General features: G+C 67.9%; 13 protein-coding genes and 6 pseudogenes. 15 read left to right on the plus strand and 4 right to left on the minus strand.

Annotated features, from left to right (window positions below; translation table 11 throughout):
• Positions 1-7: 7 nt before the first annotated feature.
• Positions 8-1,313, minus strand: a pseudogene (locus QUE33_RS04080) (aminotransferase class I/II-fold pyridoxal phosphate-dependent enzyme).
• Between the two features lie 81 nt (positions 1,314-1,394).
• On the opposite strand from QUE33_RS04080, the gene pdxS reads away from it, so the two are divergent.
• The 11 genes and pseudogenes from pdxS (at position 1,395) to QUE33_RS04130 (ending at position 11,689) form a co-directional block, all read left to right on the plus strand.
• Positions 1,395-2,312, plus strand: coding sequence for a pyridoxal 5'-phosphate synthase lyase subunit PdxS (gene pdxS, locus QUE33_RS04085; protein ID WP_286302074.1), 918 nt, complete (start codon positions 1,395-1,397; stop codon positions 2,310-2,312).
• Positions 2,302-2,898 (plus strand): pyridoxal 5'-phosphate synthase glutaminase subunit PdxT, encoded by a 597-nt coding sequence (gene pdxT / locus QUE33_RS04090; RefSeq protein ID WP_286302076.1) that lies wholly within the window; start codon positions 2,302-2,304, stop codon positions 2,896-2,898. The genes pdxS and pdxT overlap by 11 nt, the downstream gene beginning before the upstream one ends.
• A gap of 96 nt (positions 2,899-2,994) precedes the next feature.
• Positions 2,995-3,762: a YebC/PmpR family DNA-binding transcriptional regulator gene (locus tag QUE33_RS04095; RefSeq protein WP_286302078.1), complete on the plus strand. Its 768-nt coding sequence runs from the start codon at positions 2,995-2,997 to the stop codon at positions 3,760-3,762.
• A 76-nt stretch (positions 3,763-3,838) separates the two neighbouring features.
• A pseudogene (ruvC, locus tag QUE33_RS04100) lies at positions 3,839-4,422 on the plus strand (crossover junction endodeoxyribonuclease RuvC).
• Positions 4,423-4,477: 55 nt separating this feature from the next.
• Positions 4,478-5,086 (plus strand): Holliday junction branch migration protein RuvA, encoded by a 609-nt coding sequence (ruvA, locus tag QUE33_RS04105; protein ID WP_286302080.1) that lies wholly within the window; start codon positions 4,478-4,480, stop codon positions 5,084-5,086.
• Positions 5,010-5,791: pseudogene (ruvB, locus tag QUE33_RS04110) on the plus strand (Holliday junction branch migration DNA helicase RuvB); the annotation flags it as partial. The gene ruvA and the pseudogene ruvB, both read left to right, overlap by 77 nt.
• Positions 5,792-5,896: 105 nt before the next feature.
• On the plus strand, positions 5,897-6,109 hold the full coding sequence (locus tag QUE33_RS16010) for a Holliday junction DNA helicase RuvB C-terminal domain-containing protein (RefSeq protein ID WP_350226549.1): 213 nt from the start codon (positions 5,897-5,899) through the stop codon (positions 6,107-6,109).
• Between the two features lie 71 nt (positions 6,110-6,180).
• Positions 6,181-6,606: a preprotein translocase subunit YajC gene (locus tag QUE33_RS04115; protein ID WP_286302082.1), complete on the plus strand. Its 426-nt coding sequence runs from the start codon at positions 6,181-6,183 to the stop codon at positions 6,604-6,606.
• 34 nt (positions 6,607-6,640) lie between these two features.
• Positions 6,641-8,382, plus strand: a pseudogene (secD, locus tag QUE33_RS04120) (protein translocase subunit SecD).
• Positions 8,382-9,371 carry a protein translocase subunit SecF gene (secF, locus tag QUE33_RS04125; protein ID WP_286302084.1) on the plus strand — a complete coding sequence of 330 codons (990 nt, stop codon included), beginning with the start codon at positions 8,382-8,384 and terminating at the stop codon, positions 9,369-9,371. Before secD ends, secF begins: the two are co-directional and overlap by 1 nt.
• A gap of 67 nt (positions 9,372-9,438) precedes the next feature.
• A pseudogene (locus QUE33_RS04130) lies at positions 9,439-11,689 on the plus strand (RelA/SpoT family protein).
• On the opposite strand, the gene QUE33_RS04135 reads toward QUE33_RS04130, so the two are convergent.
• The 3 genes from QUE33_RS04135 to QUE33_RS04145 all read right to left on the minus strand — a co-directional run bounded on the left by QUE33_RS04135 (position 11,676) and on the right by QUE33_RS04145 (position 13,957).
• Positions 11,676-12,254: a type IV toxin-antitoxin system AbiEi family antitoxin gene (locus QUE33_RS04135; RefSeq protein WP_286302086.1), complete on the minus strand. Its 579-nt coding sequence runs from the start codon at positions 12,252-12,254 to the stop codon at positions 11,676-11,678. The pseudogene QUE33_RS04130 and the gene QUE33_RS04135 sit on opposite strands and share 14 nt — an antisense overlap.
• Positions 12,255-12,321: 67 nt before the next feature.
• Positions 12,322-13,605 carry a DUF349 domain-containing protein gene (locus QUE33_RS04140; RefSeq protein WP_286303036.1) on the minus strand — a complete coding sequence of 428 codons (1,284 nt, stop codon included), beginning with the start codon at positions 13,603-13,605 and terminating at the stop codon, positions 12,322-12,324.
• Positions 13,606-13,723: 118 nt separating this feature from the next.
• A complete protein-coding gene (locus QUE33_RS04145) occupies positions 13,724-13,957 on the minus strand; it encodes a hypothetical protein (RefSeq protein ID WP_286302088.1) in 234 nt (77 codons plus the stop codon).
• Positions 13,958-14,056: 99 nt separating this feature from the next.
• On the opposite strand from QUE33_RS04145, the pseudogene QUE33_RS04150 reads away from it, so the two are divergent.
• From QUE33_RS04150 to QUE33_RS04165, 4 genes and pseudogenes are all read left to right on the plus strand, one after another.
• A pseudogene (locus tag QUE33_RS04150) lies at positions 14,057-15,384 on the plus strand (replication-associated recombination protein A).
• A 68-nt stretch (positions 15,385-15,452) separates the two neighbouring features.
• Positions 15,453-16,388, plus strand: coding sequence for a hypothetical protein (locus QUE33_RS04155; protein ID WP_286302090.1), 936 nt, complete (start codon positions 15,453-15,455; stop codon positions 16,386-16,388).
• 172 nt (positions 16,389-16,560) lie between these two features.
• On the plus strand, positions 16,561-17,190 hold the full coding sequence (rpsD, locus tag QUE33_RS04160; protein ID WP_286302092.1) for a 30S ribosomal protein S4: 630 nt from the start codon (positions 16,561-16,563) through the stop codon (positions 17,188-17,190).
• 69 nt (positions 17,191-17,259) lie between these two features.
• A complete protein-coding gene (locus QUE33_RS04165) occupies positions 17,260-17,448 on the plus strand; it encodes a hypothetical protein (RefSeq protein ID WP_286302093.1) in 189 nt (62 codons plus the stop codon).
• Positions 17,449-17,488: the final 40 nt, after the last annotated feature.

The raw sequence follows: 17,488 nt of genomic DNA on the forward strand, positions 1-17,488 counted from the left end.
TGCGGCGTCAGTGCGCGGCGGACTCCAGATCGTCGAGCAGACGAGACGTCTCCTCATCGGAGAGGTCGTGCACGGTGAGTCGCAGGTGATCGGATGCCGGGGACGCCTCATCGATGCGGAACTCGTCGCCGGTGCGCACCAGCCACCCCCGTCGCATCAGATGCTCGGAGGCGGTGCGCGCCGCCACGGGCAGCCGCACCCAGAGGCTCAGCCCATCGGATGAGTGCGTGGTGATGCCGCGCTGCGCGAGCGCGTCGATGAAGGCGCCGTTGCGGGCCGCATAGTGCGCGGCGGCGTCGGCGATGCGCCGGCGCGCCTCCGCATCCGACAGCTGCGCGTGCGCGAGGCGCTGCAGCAGGTGGCTCACCCAGGTGGTGCCGGGGTTCAACCGCATGGCGAGGCGTTCGGCTGTGGTGGGATCGGTCGCGGCGAGGGCGAGGCACATGTCGGGGCCGAGGAACTTCGACACCGAGCGCAGCAGCGCGTAACGCCGGTGCCCCGGGCCCACCAGTGAGGCATACGGGTGGGTGGAGAGCATCGAGAAATGGTCGTCTTCGATGACGAGCACGTACGGATGCGGACGCAGTACCTCGCGCAGGGCCGCCGCGCGGGCGGGGAGAGCGACACCCCGGTCGGGTTCTGCGCGCGCGGCGTGGTGATGATGGCGCGAACGCCGGCATCCAGCGCCGCCTGCAGGCCGTCGACGGTCATGCCCTCTTCATCGACGGGAACCGGAACAGCGCGGTACCCGCCCAGCCGCACCGTGTGGATGCTGGCGAGGAAGCACGGGTCCTCCAGCGCCACGGCGTCATCGCGAGTGAGCGCTTGAGCGAGCAGTCGCTCGACCGCATCGACGGCGCCGCTGGTGACGGTGATGCGCAGATCGTCGCGAGGCAGATCGGCGAGGATCCACTCGCGCGCCCACGCCTCCAGTCCCGGGTCGATGACGGGTTCGCCGTACAGGACGGGCCGTCCGACGATGCCCGCCAGTGCCGGGGTGGGGTCGGGGATCAGTCGCGGGTCGGGGTTGCCCGAGCCGATATCGTGCAGCACGGTGTCGGCGGCGATTCCCTCCTGCGCGACGTGCGCGGCACCGGCGATGAGCGTTCCACCGCGCCCTCGGGAGACCACCAGGCCTGCTTGAGCGAGCTGGCGGTACGCGGCGACGGCGGTGTTGCGGTTCACGCCGAGCGTGCTCGCCAGCTCTCGGACCGGAGGAGAGCATCGCCGGGGCGCAGCGTTCCGCGTTCGCGCAGCCCACGGATGCTGTCGGCGATCTCCGCCGCGGTCGCCCCGCTGATATCCGTGCTCATGACTCGATCCTATGGTGCTATCTTTTGACATAGGTCAAACAATTCTTTGTATCGAAATTGCTCATTTCCCGAGGAGAGACGATGGCAACCACCGAACAGACCGCCTCAGGGCAGGCACCGACCACCGGTTCCCAGCGCGTCAAGCGCGGACTCGCCGAGATGCTGAAGGGCGGGGTCATCATGGACGTCGTCACGGCGGACCAGGCGAAGATCGCCGAGGACGCCGGTGCCGTCGCCGTCATGGCCCTCGAGCGGGTGCCCGCCGACATCCGCGCCCAGGGCGGCGTCTCGCGCATGAGCGATCCCGACATGATCGACAGCATCATCTCGTCGGTCTCCATCCCCGTCATGGCGAAGGCCCGCATCGGGCACTTCGTCGAGGCGCAGGTGCTGCAGGAGCTCGGCGTCGACTACATCGACGAGTCCGAGGTGCTCTCGCCCGCCGACTACGTCAACCACATCGACAAGTGGCCGTTCACCGTGCCGTTCGTCTGCGGTGCCACTCACCTCGGCGAGGCGCTGCGCCGCATCAACGAGGGTGCGGCGATGATCCGGTCCAAGGGCGAGGCCGGCACGGGCGACGTGTCGGAGGCGATGAAGCACATCCGCAAGATCCGCGGCGAGATCGCTGCCCTCGGCGCACTGTCGAAGGATGAGCTGTACGTCGCGGCAAAGGAGCTGCAGGCCCCGTACGAGCTGGTCGCAGAGATCGCCGAGACCGGTCAGCTGCCGGTGGTGCTGTTCGTCGCCGGCGGCGTCGCCACACCCGCGGATGCCGCGATGATGATGCAGCTGGGCGCGGACGGCGTGTTCGTCGGCTCGGGCATCTTCAAATCCGGCGACCCCGCCGCGCGCGCAGCGGCCATCGTCAAGGCGACGACGTTCTACGACGACGCCAAGGTGATCGCCGACGTCTCGCGCGGTCTCGGCGAGGCCATGGTCGGCATCAACGTCGCCGACCTTCCTGCGCCCCACCGCCTCGCCGAGCGTGGCTGGTAACCCCAGAGTCGGCGTACTCGCGCTGCAGGGCGATGTGCGGGAGCACGTCGCCCTGCTCGAGCACCTCGGTGCAGAGGTCCTGCGCGTGCGCCGCCCCGAGGAGTTCGCCCTGGTCGACGGGCTGGTGATCCCCGGTGGTGAGTCCACCGTCATCGACAAGCTTTCTCGCCTGTTCGAGCTGGCCCAGCCTATTCGTGACGCCATCGGCAACGGGATGCCCGTGCTCGGCACCTGCGCGGGGCTGATCATGCTCGCCGACACGATCGTCGATGCGATCGACGGCCAGCAGACCTTCGGGGGTCTGGACGTCGTCGTGCGCCGCAACGCCTTCGGCAGGCAGACGGAATCGTTCGAAGTCGACCTCGACATCCCCGAGCTCGGTGCGGATCCGGTTCACACGACGTTCATCCGAGGACCGGTGGTGGAGCACGTCGGAACGGATGCGGCAGCACTGGCTGCCCTCGATGACGGGCGGATCGTCGCCGTGGAGCAGGGGAACCTGCTGGGCATCAGCTTCCATCCCGAACTCAGCGGCGAGCCGCGTTTCCACCAGCGGCTCCTGGATCGCGTGGCTGCGCGACACTGAGCCCGGGCACCGGGGCTGAAAGCGCAGGACCTGCGATTCGTTAGACTGGACGACGCCCTGGAGGCGACTCCGGGCGGACGAGACGAGCGGAGACATATGTCCGGGCATTCCAAGTGGGCCACGACCAAGCACAAGAAGGCAGTCATCGACTCGCGTCGTGCCAAGGCGTGGGCCAAGCTCATCAAGAACATCGAGGTCGCGGCCAAGTTGGGCGGCGCCGACCTCGCGGGCAACCCGACGCTGTACGACGCGGTGCAGAAGGCGAAGAAGACCTCCGTCCCCAAGGACAACATCGATCGCGCGGTGAAGCGCGGCGCCGGCATCGGCGGCGAGTCCGTCGAGTACTCGTCGATCATGTACGAGGGATACGGCCCGAACGGCGTGGCGCTGATGATCGAGTGCCTCACCGACAACAAGAACCGCGCGGCAGCCGAGGTGCGCACGGCGCTCACCCGCAACGGCGCTACTCTGGCCGACCCCGGATCGGTGGCGTACAACTTCAGCCGCAAGGGCGTCATCGTCGTCGGCGCGGAGGGAACCACCGAGGACGACGTCATGATGGCGGCCCTCGAGGCGGGAGCCGAGGAGATCGAGCCCCACGCTGCGGGCTTCGAGGTGATCACCGAGGCGACCGACCTGGTCGCCGTGCGCTCCGCACTGCAGGAGGCCGGCATCGACTACGAGTCCGCGGATGTCGAGTTCGTTCCGAACCTCAAGGTGGAGATCGATGCCGAGACGGCCCGCAAGGTCTTCCGCATCATCGACGCCCTCGAAGACAGCGACGACGTGCAGAACGTGTTCAGCAACTTCGATCTGAGCCCCGAGGTGCAGGCCGAGCTCGAGAACGACGACGACGAGGGATAGCCGTTTCCTGCACGACGACCTCACGGCCCCGGGCGCGCCTGCGCTCGGGGCCTTTTCGCGCCCGTAGCCTGGGGGAGTGGCTTCTTCTCTGCGCGTGCTGGGCATCGATCCCGGTCTGACCAGGTGCGGAATCGGCGTCGTCGATGTCGACCGCACCCGACGCGCGACCCTCGTGCACGTCGGTGTGGTGCGCACCCCGACGGATGCCGATCTGTCCACGCGCCTCGCGGCGGTCGCCGCGGGAATCCGGGCCGTCATCGAGGAGCATCACCCGGATGCCGTGGCCGTGGAGCGGGTGTTCGCCCAGCACAATGTGCAGACGGTGATGGGCACTGCCCAGGCATCCGGCGTGGCACTGCTGATCGCCGCCGAGGCGGGGCTGCCCGCGGCCACGCACACGCCGAGCGAGGTCAAGGCCGCCGTCACCGGTTACGGCTCGGCGGACAAGCGTCAGGTGCAGTCGATGATTGCCCGCATCCTGCAGCTGGATGCACCGCCGCAGCCGGCCGATGCGGCCGACGCCCTGGCGATCGCACTGTGTCACGCCTGGCGCGGGGCGCGGCCGCACCGTCGGCGTCCGGTGCGCTGACTCCTGCGCAGCGGGCATGGGCGAACGCGGAGCGCGGTGCTCGCGTGCCGGCACGCAGGATCCCGCGTTGAGCGCCCACCCCGTGTCGCTCGAACGTATGTACGACCTGGTCGCTAGGGTAGGAGCATGATCTCCTCGCTGCGCGGCACGGTGCTGCACACGGCACCCGGCCATGTCGTCATCGAGACCGGGGGAGTCGGCTTCGCGGTGTTCGTGCCCACTGACGTCGCACACATCGCGACGGTCGGCGATCAGCTGCAGCTGCACACCAGCCTGATCGTGCGCGAGGATGCGCTGACGCTGTACGGATTCGTGGACCGGGACGAGCTGGAGATCTTCGGTCAGCTGATCAGCGTGACCGGGGTCGGCCCGAAATCCGCCCTTGGAGTGCTCTCGCACCTGACCGTGGACCAGATCGCCGAAGCGGTGACGAGTGAGGACGATGCTCCGTTCCGTCGGGTGTCGGGTATCGGACCGAAGACCGCGAAGCTCATCGTCGTGCAGCTGGCGGGCAAGGTGCAGCCGCGCGTGGCGAGCACCCCGGTCGCTGCGGCGACCACGGCGGTCGTGGATCAGGTCGCCGCAGCCCTCGTCGGGCTCGGTTGGAGCGAGAAGGTCGCCGTGGACGCGGCCGCGCAGTCCGCCGAGGACGCCACGGATGCCGAGCGCGAATCCGTCCCCGCGCTGCTTCGCCGCACGCTGGCCGCTCTCGGCCCGGGAGCGAAGCGTGGCTGAGAATCCGCACGACGCCGCAGAGGCGCTGGATGAGACCGAGCTCGCGATCGAGGGAGCTCTGCGTCCCACGAGCCTGGGAGAGTTCGTCGGACAGCCGAAGGTGCGCGGTCAGCTGCAACTGCTGCTCGAAGCCGCGCGCATCCAGGAGCGTCCTGCGGACCACATCCTGCTCGCGGGCCCTCCGGGGCTCGGCAAGACCACGCTCGCCATGATCGTGGCGCACGAGAGCAACCGTCCGCTGCGGCTCAGCAGCGGTCCGGCGATCCAGCACGCCGGTGACCTGGCGGCGCTGCTGTCCAGCCTCACGCCGGGCGAGGTGCTGTTCATCGATGAGATCCATCGGATGGCACGCTCCGCCGAGGAGATGCTGTATCTGGCGATGGAGGACTTCCGCATCGACATCATGGTCGGCAAGGGCGCCGGTGCGACCAGTATCCCGTTGGAGCTGGCGCCGTTCACCATGGTCGGCGCGACCACTCGCTCAGGGCTGCTGCCCAACCCGCTGCGCGACCGCTTCGGCTTCACCGGACACCTGGAGTTCTACGACGAGAGCGACCTGGAGCAGGTCATCGCGCGTTCGGCGAACGTGCTCGGCGTGACGCTCCCCTCCGACTCACTCTCCGAGATCGCGCGCCGTTCCCGGGGCACCCCCGCATCGCGAACCGGCTCCTGCGCCGTGTACGCGACTATGCGCTCGTGCACGGAGGAGGCGACTCGGCCTCGCTCGACGACGTGCGTCTCGCGCTGGAGCTCTACGACGTCGACGCCATCGGGCTCGACCGGCTCGACCGCGCCGTGCTGGATGCTCTGGTGCGCCGCTTCCGGGGCGGGCCCGTCGGGCTGAGCACGCTCGCGGTCGCCGTCGGCGAGGAAGCCGAGACCGTGGAGAGCGTGGTCGAGCCGTACCTCGTGCGAATCGGGTTCCTCGGCCGAACGCCCCGCGGCCGCATTGCGATGCCCGAGGCGTATCGGCATCTCGGCGTCGCGCATCCCGAGGGCGGCGCATTGTTCGATGACCTATAATCGCTGAAGGCTTCCCGGACTCTCCCACGCACTGCCGCGTTCGGCGTGCACTTTGAAAGGCTTTCGCTCTTATGGAAATCATCCTCTTCGGTCTTCTCGCCGTGATGCTCGTGTTCATGTTCATGAACTCCCGGAAGCGTCAGAAGCAGATGAAGGCGCAGCAGGAGGAGAAGGCCACCAAGACCGTCCCCGGTGCCAAGGTGCTGCTGCAGGGCGGTCTGTACGGCACGATCGTGTCGTACGACCCGGTCGACCTCGACAAGCCTGCCGAGGTCGAGCTTGCTCCCGGGGTGGTCATCGAGGTGCACAGCCAGTCGATCCTGCGCATCGTCGACCCCATCGACTCCGTCGACGAGGACGAGACGGATGCCGAGGACGAGGTCGTCTACGACTCGGACGAGACTCCCGCCGTGACCAGCGAGGACGGCATCGAGTCGATCACGGTCGAGACGCCCGAGGAGACCAAGGCACGGCTCGAGCGCAACAACGACAACTGACGCCTGGCGTCCTCACTCGCGGAAAGCAAACCACGTGGCATCCACATCCCCGACCCGTCATGCGTGGCGGGTCCTCCTCGGCCTGCTCATCGTCACAGCCGTGCTGTTCGGCATCAACTCCCTGGGCGTGTACGTCTTCAAGACCGACGCGGGCGAGCCCGCGAGTTCGTGGGCACCTGAGCTGGCACTCGATCTGCAGGGCGGCACGCAGATCATCCTGCAGGCGACGACGCCCGACGGCTCCGCTCCATCGTCGGATCAGCTCAACCAGGCCGCGTCGATCATCCGCCAGCGCGTGGACGCGTCCGGCGTGGCAGAGGCCGACATCACCACTGAGGGCGGACGCAACATCGTCGTCCAGATCCCCGGCCCCGCAGACAAGGCCACCCGCGACCGCATCCAGGCCAGCGCCAAGCTCGAGTTCCGTGCCGTACTGGCAGCGACCGCACCGTCCACCGAGTTCATCGGCGAGGACGGGAAGAGCACACCGTACCCGACTCCGGCCGAGACGCTGGAGGCCACGCCGACGGCCACGCCGACGGATGCCTCCGACCTTGCCTGGGTGACGCCCAAGCTCGAAGCGGAGCTGATGGCCTTCGACTGCAATGCGGAGCAGGATGAGAACCCCCGGAGGACGAGCCGCTGATCGCTTGCGAGTCCGACGGGTCAGCGAAGTACATCCTCGGCCCGATGGAGCTCGACGGAACGGTCATCAACGATGCCACCGCCGGCCGTGAGCAGCAGTCCGGCAAGTGGACGGTCAACCTCTCGCTGAACGGCCACGGCACCAAGGTCTTCGGTGAGATCAGCCAGCGGCTGAACGCCAACCGCATCGCCAAGCTCAGCCCCCGCGACCAGTTCGCGTTCGTGCTGGACGGCAAGGTCATCTCGGCGCCGGTCATGCAGGCGACGATCCTCAACGGCAAGCCGAGCATCTCGGGCAACTTCACGCAGGAGAGCTCGAAGGCACTCGCCGATCAGCTCAGGTACGGCGCGCTGCCGCTGAGCTTCTCGGTGCAGAGCTCCGACACGGTCTCCGCCACCCTCGGATCGCAGCAGCTGCAGTACGGCCTCATCGCCGGCCTCATCGGCCTCGGTCTGGTAGCCCTCTACTCGCTGATCAGCTACCGGGCACTCGGCTGGGTGATCATGGCCTCGATTGCCGTGATGGGTGTGCTGACGTACATCATCATCGCGATCCTCGCCTGGCGGATGGGCTTCCGGCTCTCGCTGGCGGGTGTGGCCGGTCTGATCGTGTCGATCGGATTCACCGCGGACTCGTTCATCGTGTACTTCGAGCGAATACGAGATGAGCTGCGCGATGGCAAGTCGATCACCGCCTCCGTCGAGGACGGCTGGGATCGCGCGAAGCGCACGATCTACATCTCCAAGTCGATCAACATCCTCGCCGCCGTCGTGCTGTTCATCCTCGCCGACGCCACGGTGAAGGGCTTCGCCTTCACGCTCGGGCTCACCACCCTGATCGACGTGTTCATCTTCGTGATCTTCACGCACCCGGTCATGCAACTGCTCGCACGCACGCGCTTCTTCGGAGGCGGGCACAAGCTGTCCGGCCTGGATCCGGAATCGCTCGGCGCGGTCTACCGCGGTCGGGTGCAGTACCGACAGGCGTCGATCGCCTCCACCGGACGTGCCGCCCGGAACAAGGGCGCCCGTGGCGAGGCCGAGAAGCGCCAGACCATCGCCGAGCGCAAACGCGCCGAGGCACTCGCAGCTCAGGGATCCGCGGATGCCGGAAAGGACTCCGACTCCTGATGTTCTCCATGAATGAGTTCGGCAACAACCTCTACTCGGGCAAGACCTCCTTCCCATTCGTCGGACGTCGTCGGCTGTGGTTCATCATCGCGATCCTGCTGGTGATCGGCTCCGCGCTCGTGCCGCTGATCCGTCCCATCCAGTTCTCGATCGAGTTCACCGGTGGCGCGCAGTTCATGGTCGTCTCGCCGTCGTCGACGGATCAGGGGCTGGCCACCGACGCGGTGCGCTCGATCGTTCCCGACGCCACCACCAAGGTCGTCATCGTCAACAACAAGGACGTTCGCGTCCAGACCGACCAGATGTCGCCCTCGCAGACGCAGGACGTCAAGGCGGAGCTGGCGCGGGCGTATGACGTGGATGTGGACGAGGTCACCGATTCCTTCATCGGTCCGGCCTGGGGTGAGAACGTCACCCGTCAGTCTCTGTGGGGCCTGGCGATCTTCCTCGCGCTGACCTTCCTGATCCTCGGCATCTACTTCCGCACCTGGAAGATGTCGGCGGCGGCGATCCTCGGACTGCTCGACGTGCTGATCATCACCGTCGGCATCTATGCACTGGCTGGATTCGAGATATCGCCCGCAGCCGTCATCGGGTTCCTGACGATCCTGGCGTACTCGCTTTACGATACGACGGTGGTCTTCGACAAGGTGCGTGAGAACACCACCGAGGATGCGAACCAGACCTCGCGCACCTTCGGCGAATCGGTGAACCTCGCGGTCAACCAGACGCTGGTGCGCTCGATCAACACCTCCGTCGTCGCCGCGCTGCCGGTGGGAGCGATCCTGTTCATCGGCTCGTTCTGGTTCGGAGCCGAGACGCTGACCTCAATCTCGCTGTCGATCTTCGTCGGCATCCTCGTCGCGACGTACTCCACTCTGTTCGTCGCCGCACCGCTGTACGCGGCGTTCCGCCAGGGCGAGCCCGAGATCCTCGCACATGACAAGAAGGTGCTGCAGGCGCGCGAGCGCTCCACCACGTCTGTGTGATCCTGCGCGGGGATCGGGGCGTGTCGGTCCCCGCGTAGGATGATCACATCGCGCGACAGGAGCACAGATGGCGGATTCGCAGGTCACATCGCAGGGGTCCAGTCTGCGCAGGCTGGTACCGCGCATCTTCTCGCGCGCCCCCGCGTCAATGACCTCGACACCCTGATCCGCACTGTCCGCGCGAATCATCCGCGCGGCGACCTGCCGGTCATCGAGCATGCCTACCGCATCGCCAGAGAGAAGCACGAGGGCCAGTTCCGGCAGAGCGGCGAGCCCTACATCACGCACCCACTCGCTGTCGCGAAGATCCTCGCGGATCTCGGCCTGGGACCGCGTGCAGTGGCCGCCGCACTGTTGCACGACACGGTCGAGGACACCGGCTACGCCCTCGCAGAGCTGACGGAGGAGTTCGGCGACGAGGTGGCCATGCTCGTCGACGGGGTCACCAAACTCGACAAGGTCAAGTACGGCGAGAGCGCCCAGGCTGAGACCGTCCGCAAGATGATCGTCGCGATGTCCAAGGACATCCGGGTGCTGCTCATCAAACTCGCCGACCGGCTGCACAACGCCAGGACATGGGGTTTCGTGCCCCCTGAGAAGGCCGCGCGCAAAGCCAAGGAGACCCTGGAGATCTACGCGCCGCTGGCAAACCGCCTCGGTATCCAGACCATCAAGTCCGAGCTCGAGGATCTGTCCTTCGCGGTGCTGAACCCGAAGATCTACGCCGAGATCAACAGCTTGATCACCCAGCGCACGCCGCAGCGCGAGCAGTATCTGCAGCAGGTCATCGATGCCGTCGATGAGGACCTGCGCGAACTGCGCATCCGCGGCAAGGTGTTCGGGCGGCCCAAGCAGCTCTACTCGGTGTACCAGAAGATGGTCGTGCGTGGTCGGGAGTTCGACGACATCTACGATCTGATCGGCATCCGCGTGCTGGTGAACTCGGTCCGCGACTGCTACGCGGTGCTCGGAGCGATCCACGCACGCTGGACGCCGCTGCCCGGTCGCTTCAAGGACTACATCGCCACCCCGAAGTTCAACCTGTACCAGTCTCTGCACACCACGGTGATCGGCCCGTCCGGTCGCACGGTCGAGATCCAGATCCGCACCCACGAGATGCACCAGCAGGCGGAGTTCGGCGTCGCCGCGCACTGGATGTACAAGGAGCGGATGAACGGCGGCAAGGTCGACACACGCAAGGCGGACGCCGACATGGCGTGGCTCGCGCACATCTCGGACTGGCAAGCCGAGACCGCCGACCCCAGTGAGTTCCTCGACTCGCTGCGCTTCGAGATCGGCGCGAAGGAGGTCTACGTCTTCACACCGAAGGGTCGGGTGATCGGCCTCCCCGCCGGAGCGACGCCGGTGGACTTCGCCTACGCCGTGCACACCGAGATCGGCCATCGCACCATGGGTGCCAAGGTCAACGGCAGGCTGCTGCCGCTGGAATCCGAACTGCACAGCGGCGACGTCGTCGAGGTGTTCACCTCGAAGAACCCGGATGCCGGACCCAGCCAGGACTGGCTGAGCTTCGTGAAGAGCACTAGGGCCCGCAACAAGATCCGCGGCTGGTTCACCAAGGAGCGCCGCGAGGAAGCCGTCGAGCAGGGCAAGGAGGCCATCGCCCGCGCGATGCGCAAGCAGAACCTTCCCCTGCAGCGACTGATGAACCAGGAGTCGTTCGCCGAGGTCGCCCGCCGCTGCGCTACGAGGACGTCTCGGCCCTGTACGCCGCCGTCGGCGAGGGACATGTCTCCACCCAGTCTGTGCTCGAGAAGGTGACGGCTCTGGTCGCGACCGAGCCCGACACCAGCACCGGCGCCATCCGGCTGCCGAATCAGACGCCCAGTCGCGAGGCTCGGGCCGGTGACTCCGGAATCCTCGTTCGCGGCGCCTCAGACATCCTCGTCAAGCTCGCGCGCTGCTGCACGCCGGTTCCGGGTGACGAGATCGTCGGATTCGTCACACGCGGCAGCGGGGTCTCGGTGCATCGTCAGGACTGTGTGAACGTCAAGGCACTCAGCAGCGATCCCGAGCGGTTCATCGACGTGGAGTGGGCGCCGACGACGAAGAGCGTGTTCCGGGTGCAGATCCAGGTCGAGGCGCTGGACCGGGCGGCACTGCTCTCTGATGTCACGCGGGTTCTCAGCGAACACCACGTGAACATCCTCTCGGCGAGCGTGACGACGACCGACGAGCGCCTCGCACTGAGCCGGTTCGTCTTCGAGATGGGCGATTCCGTGCATCTGGACCGGGTGCTCAACGCCGTGCGTCGCATCGACGCGGTCTACGACGTCTATCGCGTCACGACGTCCTGAGGTCGCCGGCCGCGGCCCCTGCCTCTTCTACGAACGCGGCGACGATCCGCCTGGCTCGTCGAAGTCCTGGACGGCGCACCGCACGATCCAGCTCATCCGACAGCTCGCCGATCAGCGCGGGACGAACCAGCAGCAGAGCACGCAGCCAGGGATCATCGACCTCAGCCAGGGCCGCGGCGAAGAGCAGCTCCAGCGCCGTCGCCGACACTGTGGTCACGCTGACGCCGCCGATCACCTGCACATCGTCTGCGACCGCCCGGCGCTCATGGTAGACGACGCGCTGTGAGACGCTGGCGCGCATCCGGGTCGGTTTCGTCCGGCGCACATGGTGGATGCCAGGTGGGCGATCGCCGGCACCGTGGATCCACGCCGCCGTCGGGCCGCACGCGGCCATGTGGGCCGGGACGAGCTCGGCGATGCTCATCGCCCTGGCCTCCGCCGCCTCGACGGTGTCGACGGGCATGAATCCCTCACCGACCTCGATGACGAGACCGTCCAGACGGGCCGAGTTCAGCTCGGGGAGAGAGAGCCGGTCTCCCGGACGATAGAAGAATGCGGGGTGCACCTCAACAGTATGAGCCGCGCCCGTCCGCTGTGCGGGTGGGCGCGGCTCAGCCTGTGGATAACGTGGGTCAGCCGCCGAGCGCGCTGAGCCAGGATCGACGGGCCGCCAGCGCCTCGGTGGCTTCCTTCACGGCCTTCTCATCGCCGGCCTTCTCCGCCTCAGCGAGCTCCTGCTCGAGCTTCTCGATCGCGTCCACGAGCTGCGAGCTCATGTCTCCCACGCGCGCCTTCGTCTCGGGGTTGTTCTTCTTCCAGTCGACGTCCTCACGGGACTTGAGCGCCTGCTCGATGGAGCGCATCCGATCATCGAGTGCGCGCTCGCGATCACGTGGGAAGATCCGGCCCACGTCATCCCATTCCCGCTGGATGCGCGTGAGCAGGGCTCGTGCGCGCTTGAGGTTCGGTTCGTCGGCGACTGCCTTGGCCTGCTCCAGGAGCGCTTCTCGCGCCTCGATCCGCGGAGCGGAGTCGGCCTCCTCGGCGGCGGCCTGCTCGGCGCGGGCTGCGTACAGCGCGTCTCCGGCGGCCTTGAATCGCGCCCACAGGGCGTCGTCGGCCTTGCGTCCCGCTCGACCGGAAGCCTTCCACTCGTCCAGCAGGCCTCGATACGCCGGTATGCCGTCGACGCCGCGGGGCGCCAGTGCCTCGGCGCGCTCGACGAGGCGGGACTTGGCGTCGCGCGCCGCACGATGCACGTCGTCCAGCTCGGAGAAGAACGCGCGGCGTGCCTTGTCAACGGTCGACCGCGCCTCGCGGAAACGCTTCCACAACTGCTGCGCCGTGCCCTTGGGCAGGCGCGGACCGGTCTGCTGATGCGCCTGCCACGCCTCGAACAGCTCGGTCATCTCGGCGGTGACCTGCTTCCACTGCACCTTCGTGAGGTCGCGAGCGGCGATCGACTCTGCACGCTCCACGATGCCCGTGCGCTCGACGATCGCGGCGTCGAGCGCCTCCTTGGCAGCCTCCGCTTCCTTCGCCGTGGCCTCGGACAAGGACTCGATCAGGGTCTCGACGCGACTGCGGAGCCCGGCGAGGTCACCGACGGCAGCAGCATCCGTCACCTCGCTCTGCAGGCGCTTGGCCTGCTTCGTCAGATCGGATGCCGAGCTTCCGCCCGCCTGAGCGCGTGTCTCCAGCGTGCCCAGTTTGACGGCGAAGTCGTCGAACTTGCGGGCGTAGTATGCCAACGCCTCCTCGGGGGTGCCATCGGGGTACTGTCCGACCGGGCGCCATTCGTCTCCGTCGCGAACCTCGACGGTGCCGTCCTCGGCGACGCGCCCCCACTCGGAAGCATCTGAGGGGACGGGAACGGGAACCGCGGGTGCGGCGGGAGCGGCGGTCACCCGCGGCATCGGCCGACGCGGCGGCGCGGGGATCGGCGGGGTGGGCTTGGGTGCGTTGTCGTCAGACACGGTGTTCTCCTTGCGCGGTCTGTCCGCGGGAGTGGGAAAGGACTCCGCTCAGCCTAGTTCACGAGCCGGTGGTCTGTGCGGGGGCCGAAGACGGGGCGCTCACCTGCGCGTGCACGGTCTGACTGACGATGGCGCCGACCACGATCAGTCCGCCGACGACAACGGCGATGACGGTGTCGCGCACCCGTCTGCGCTTCTGATTCGCGTGCCATGTGGTGCGCGCGGCATAGAGCCGCGCACGTTCCGCCTCCGTCCGCGCGCGCTGCGCGTCGCGGGAGCCGCGTGCCGCCATCTCGTTCCTCTCCGACAGGCCATGACGCCGATGGGCGCCCGAACGCTGTCGAGCCTACCGGGGCACGCCGCTGTCGGTCCCCGCGGCTAACCTGGAGCGATGACCTCCGCTCCTCTGCTCTCGGGCCAGACGCCACTGGCCGTGCGCATGCGGCCGGTCACGCTCGACGAGGTCGCGGGACAGGCGCATCTGCTGCGCGCAGGTTCGCCGATCGTCGCTCTGGCGGATCCGGATGCGTCTTCGCCCGGTGCTGTCTCGATCATCCTGTGGGGCCCGCCCGGCACCGGCAAGACGACGCTGGCTCAGGCGATCGCCCGGTCCTCCGGGCGTCGTTTCGTGGAGCTCTCCGCCATCACCGCCGGGGTCAAGGACGTACGCGAGGTGATGCAGGAGGCCATCACCAACCGCGACCTGTACGGCCAGACGACGATCCTGTTCCTCGATGAGATCCACCGGTTCACCAAGGCCCAGCAGGATGCGCTGCTCCCGGGGGTCGAGAACGGCTGGGTGATCCTCATCGCCGCCACCACCGAGAACCCGTCGTTCTCGGTGATATCCCCGCTGCTGTCGCGGTCGCTGCTGCTCACCCTGCAGCCGCTCACCGACGACGACATCGGACTGCTCGTGGATCGTGCGGTCTCCGATGCGCGGGGGCTCGCCGGTGCGGTCGCCGTCGCCGACGATGCACGTGCGTCGCTGATCCACCTCGCCTCCGGCGATGCGAGGCGGGCGCTGACCGGGCTGGAGGCGGCGGCTTCGGTGGCGATGTCCCGAGGCGAGGCCGAGGACACGGTCGAGGTGAGCGCCGACGACGTCGCGCAGGCGGTCGATCGTGCGCTGCTGCGCTACGACCGGCAGGGCGATGAGCACTACGACGTGATCAGCGCGTTCATCAAGTCGATCCGAGGCTCGGATCCGGATGCCGCGGTGCACTACCTGGCGAGGATGATCGAGGCGGGGGAGGATCCGCGCTTCATCGCCCGCCGTCTGGTCATCTCCGCTGCGGAGGACATCGGCCTGGCAGATCCACAGGCGCTCACGATCGCGACGGCGGCGGCGGATGCCGTGGCCTTCATCGGGATGCCGGAAGGGCGCATCCCCTCGCCGAGGCGACCATCTATCTGGCGACCACAGCGAAATCGAATGCGGCGTATCTGGCCGTCGACCAGGCGATCGCCGACGTACGTGCGGGAGGCTTCGGACGCGTGCCGATCCATCTGCGCGACGCGCACTATGCGGGCGCGAAACGGCTCGGCCACGGCAAGGGATACCGGTATCCGCACGACAGCGATGCCGGCATCCTGCCCCAGCAGTATCTGCCGGACGAGCTGGTCGGCCGCCGCTACTACGAGCCGAAGAACCTGGGCGCCGAGCGCGACGTGTCCGCTCGTCTCGAGCGCATCCGGCGGATCCTCGGCGGACGGTGAGACGACCGGCGCCGTTCGGACACTCCAGAGTGAGGCGTGACGGGGCGCCGCCGGGGAAGGGTGAGCAGATGGCGAGATGGTCGAGGCGCGGTACCGCGCTGCTGGGCATGGTCGCTGCGGGGCTGATGCTGGCGGGCTGCGCCTCACCACCGGCATCCGGCGGACACTCCACCTCTGTGCCTTCGGCCGCTGCCGAGGGGATGCTGCGGACACCCCGCGCCGTCACCGTGCTCGATGCCGGCGATGGTGCGAAGCTGTGCCTGGGCGCGATTGCGACGTCCCTGCCGCCGCAGTGCGGCGGCCCCGGCGTGATCGGCTGGGACTGGGCCGAGTGGTCGGGCGCGTACACCGAGGCCGCAGGGGTGCGATGGGGGAGCTTCACCCTCACCGGCAGTTACGACGCAGACGCGTTCACCTTCCGTCCGGCAGACGTGCGTCCCGGGAATGAGGGAGGGGCGACCTCAGCCGGATCCTGGTCGGGAGAGGCGGACTTCTCCACGCCGTGCGATCCTCCTGAAGGCGGATGGCAGGTGCGCGATGCCGCACGCACGACGGCGGAGAGCATGCAGCGGGTCTTCGAACGGGCGATGACGCTGCCCGGGTACGCGGCCTCGTGGGTCGACCGCTCCCGCATCCCGTCCGTCGGCGCCGAGGCCACTCCCGAACAGCAGCTGGCGGAGACCGCGCCGCACCCGGAGCTCACGATCGTCAACGTCACCGTCGTCGGCGACGTCACGGCAGCGGAGACCGCGCTGACCGAGGTCTGGGGCGGGATGCTGTGCGTCACCGCCGCGGAGCGCACCGAAGCCGATCTGCTGTCCGTCATGAGTGAGCTGATGCCGCAGAGCGGCAGCCATCAGGTTCTCATGGCTGCTCCGAACACCAGGGCGGGGCGCATCGACCTGCAGGTCATCCACGACGATGGCGCTCTCCAGCAGGAGATGGATCAGGCCTACGGGGTCGGCACGGTCATCGTGAGATCCGTGCTTCAACCGGTCGGATGAGCAGTGCAGGTGGATCTGTTAGCATTGAGCGGCTCGAAACCCAGTTTTCGGGCATCCCTCCACTCCTGAACCACTTCTCGACGCGCCCCGGCGTGCGCGGCCCGAAGGCGGAATCGAGGCGATACGCCCGTGAGACGTGAAAGACGCGTCCACGTCACGGAAGGAATACTTCGTGGTCACGAAGTCCCAGGACCGCCGCAAGGTCCGTCTCAGCCGCGCGCTGGGCATCCCGCTCACCCCGAAGGCCGCCCGCTACCTCGAGAAGCGTCCCTACGCTCCCGGTGAGCACGGCCGCACCAAGCGCAAGGCCGACAGCGACTACGCCGTCCGGCTGCGCGAGAAGCAGCGTCTGCGCGAGCAGTACGGCATCCGCGAGAAGCAGCTGCGCATCGCGTTCAACGAGGCCCGCCGCAAGGACGGCCTGACCGGTGAGAACCTGGTCGAGCTGCTCGAGATGCGGCTGGATGCACTCGTCGTGCGCGCCGGCTTCGCCCGCACCACCGCACAGGCCCGTCAGCTGGTCGTGCACCGTCACATCCTCGTCGACGGCCAGCTCGTCGACCGCCCGTCCTTCCGCGTGAAGCCGGGCCAGCTCATCCACGTCAAGCCCAAGAGCGAGGGCCTCGAGCCCTTCCAGGTCGCAGCCGCCGGCGGTCACGCCGAGGTGCTGCCTCCCGTTCCCGGCTACCTCGAGGTCGAGCTCGACAAGCTGCAGGCACGCCTGGTTCGTCGCCCGAAGCGCGCCGAGGTCCCCGTGACCTGTGAAGTGCAGCTCGTCGTCGAGTACTACGCGGCTCGCTGACGCGTCCAGCGCACAGCAACGCGAGAGGCGCCGGGGAATCCCCGGCGCCTCTCGTCGTAGGATGGCGGAATGAAGAATCTGCTCTGGTTCCTGATCGGTGTGATCGGCGGGTTCGTCGCCGCGCACTTCATGAACAAGGACCCGCGTGGTCAGGAGATCTTCGCCGACATCGACGCGCGCATCTCGGAATTCGCCGGCGTTCTCGGTGAGGCGTACCGCCAGCAGGAGGCACGCCTGGCGGAGCCCGCAGACGACTGACCACGAACCATTCCGCCGCGTCCCAGGGCGCGGCTCCGCC

It is taken from the genome of Microbacterium suwonense (assembly GCF_030296555.1).
Classification (GTDB): domain Bacteria; phylum Actinomycetota; class Actinomycetes; order Actinomycetales; family Microbacteriaceae; genus Microbacterium; species Microbacterium suwonense.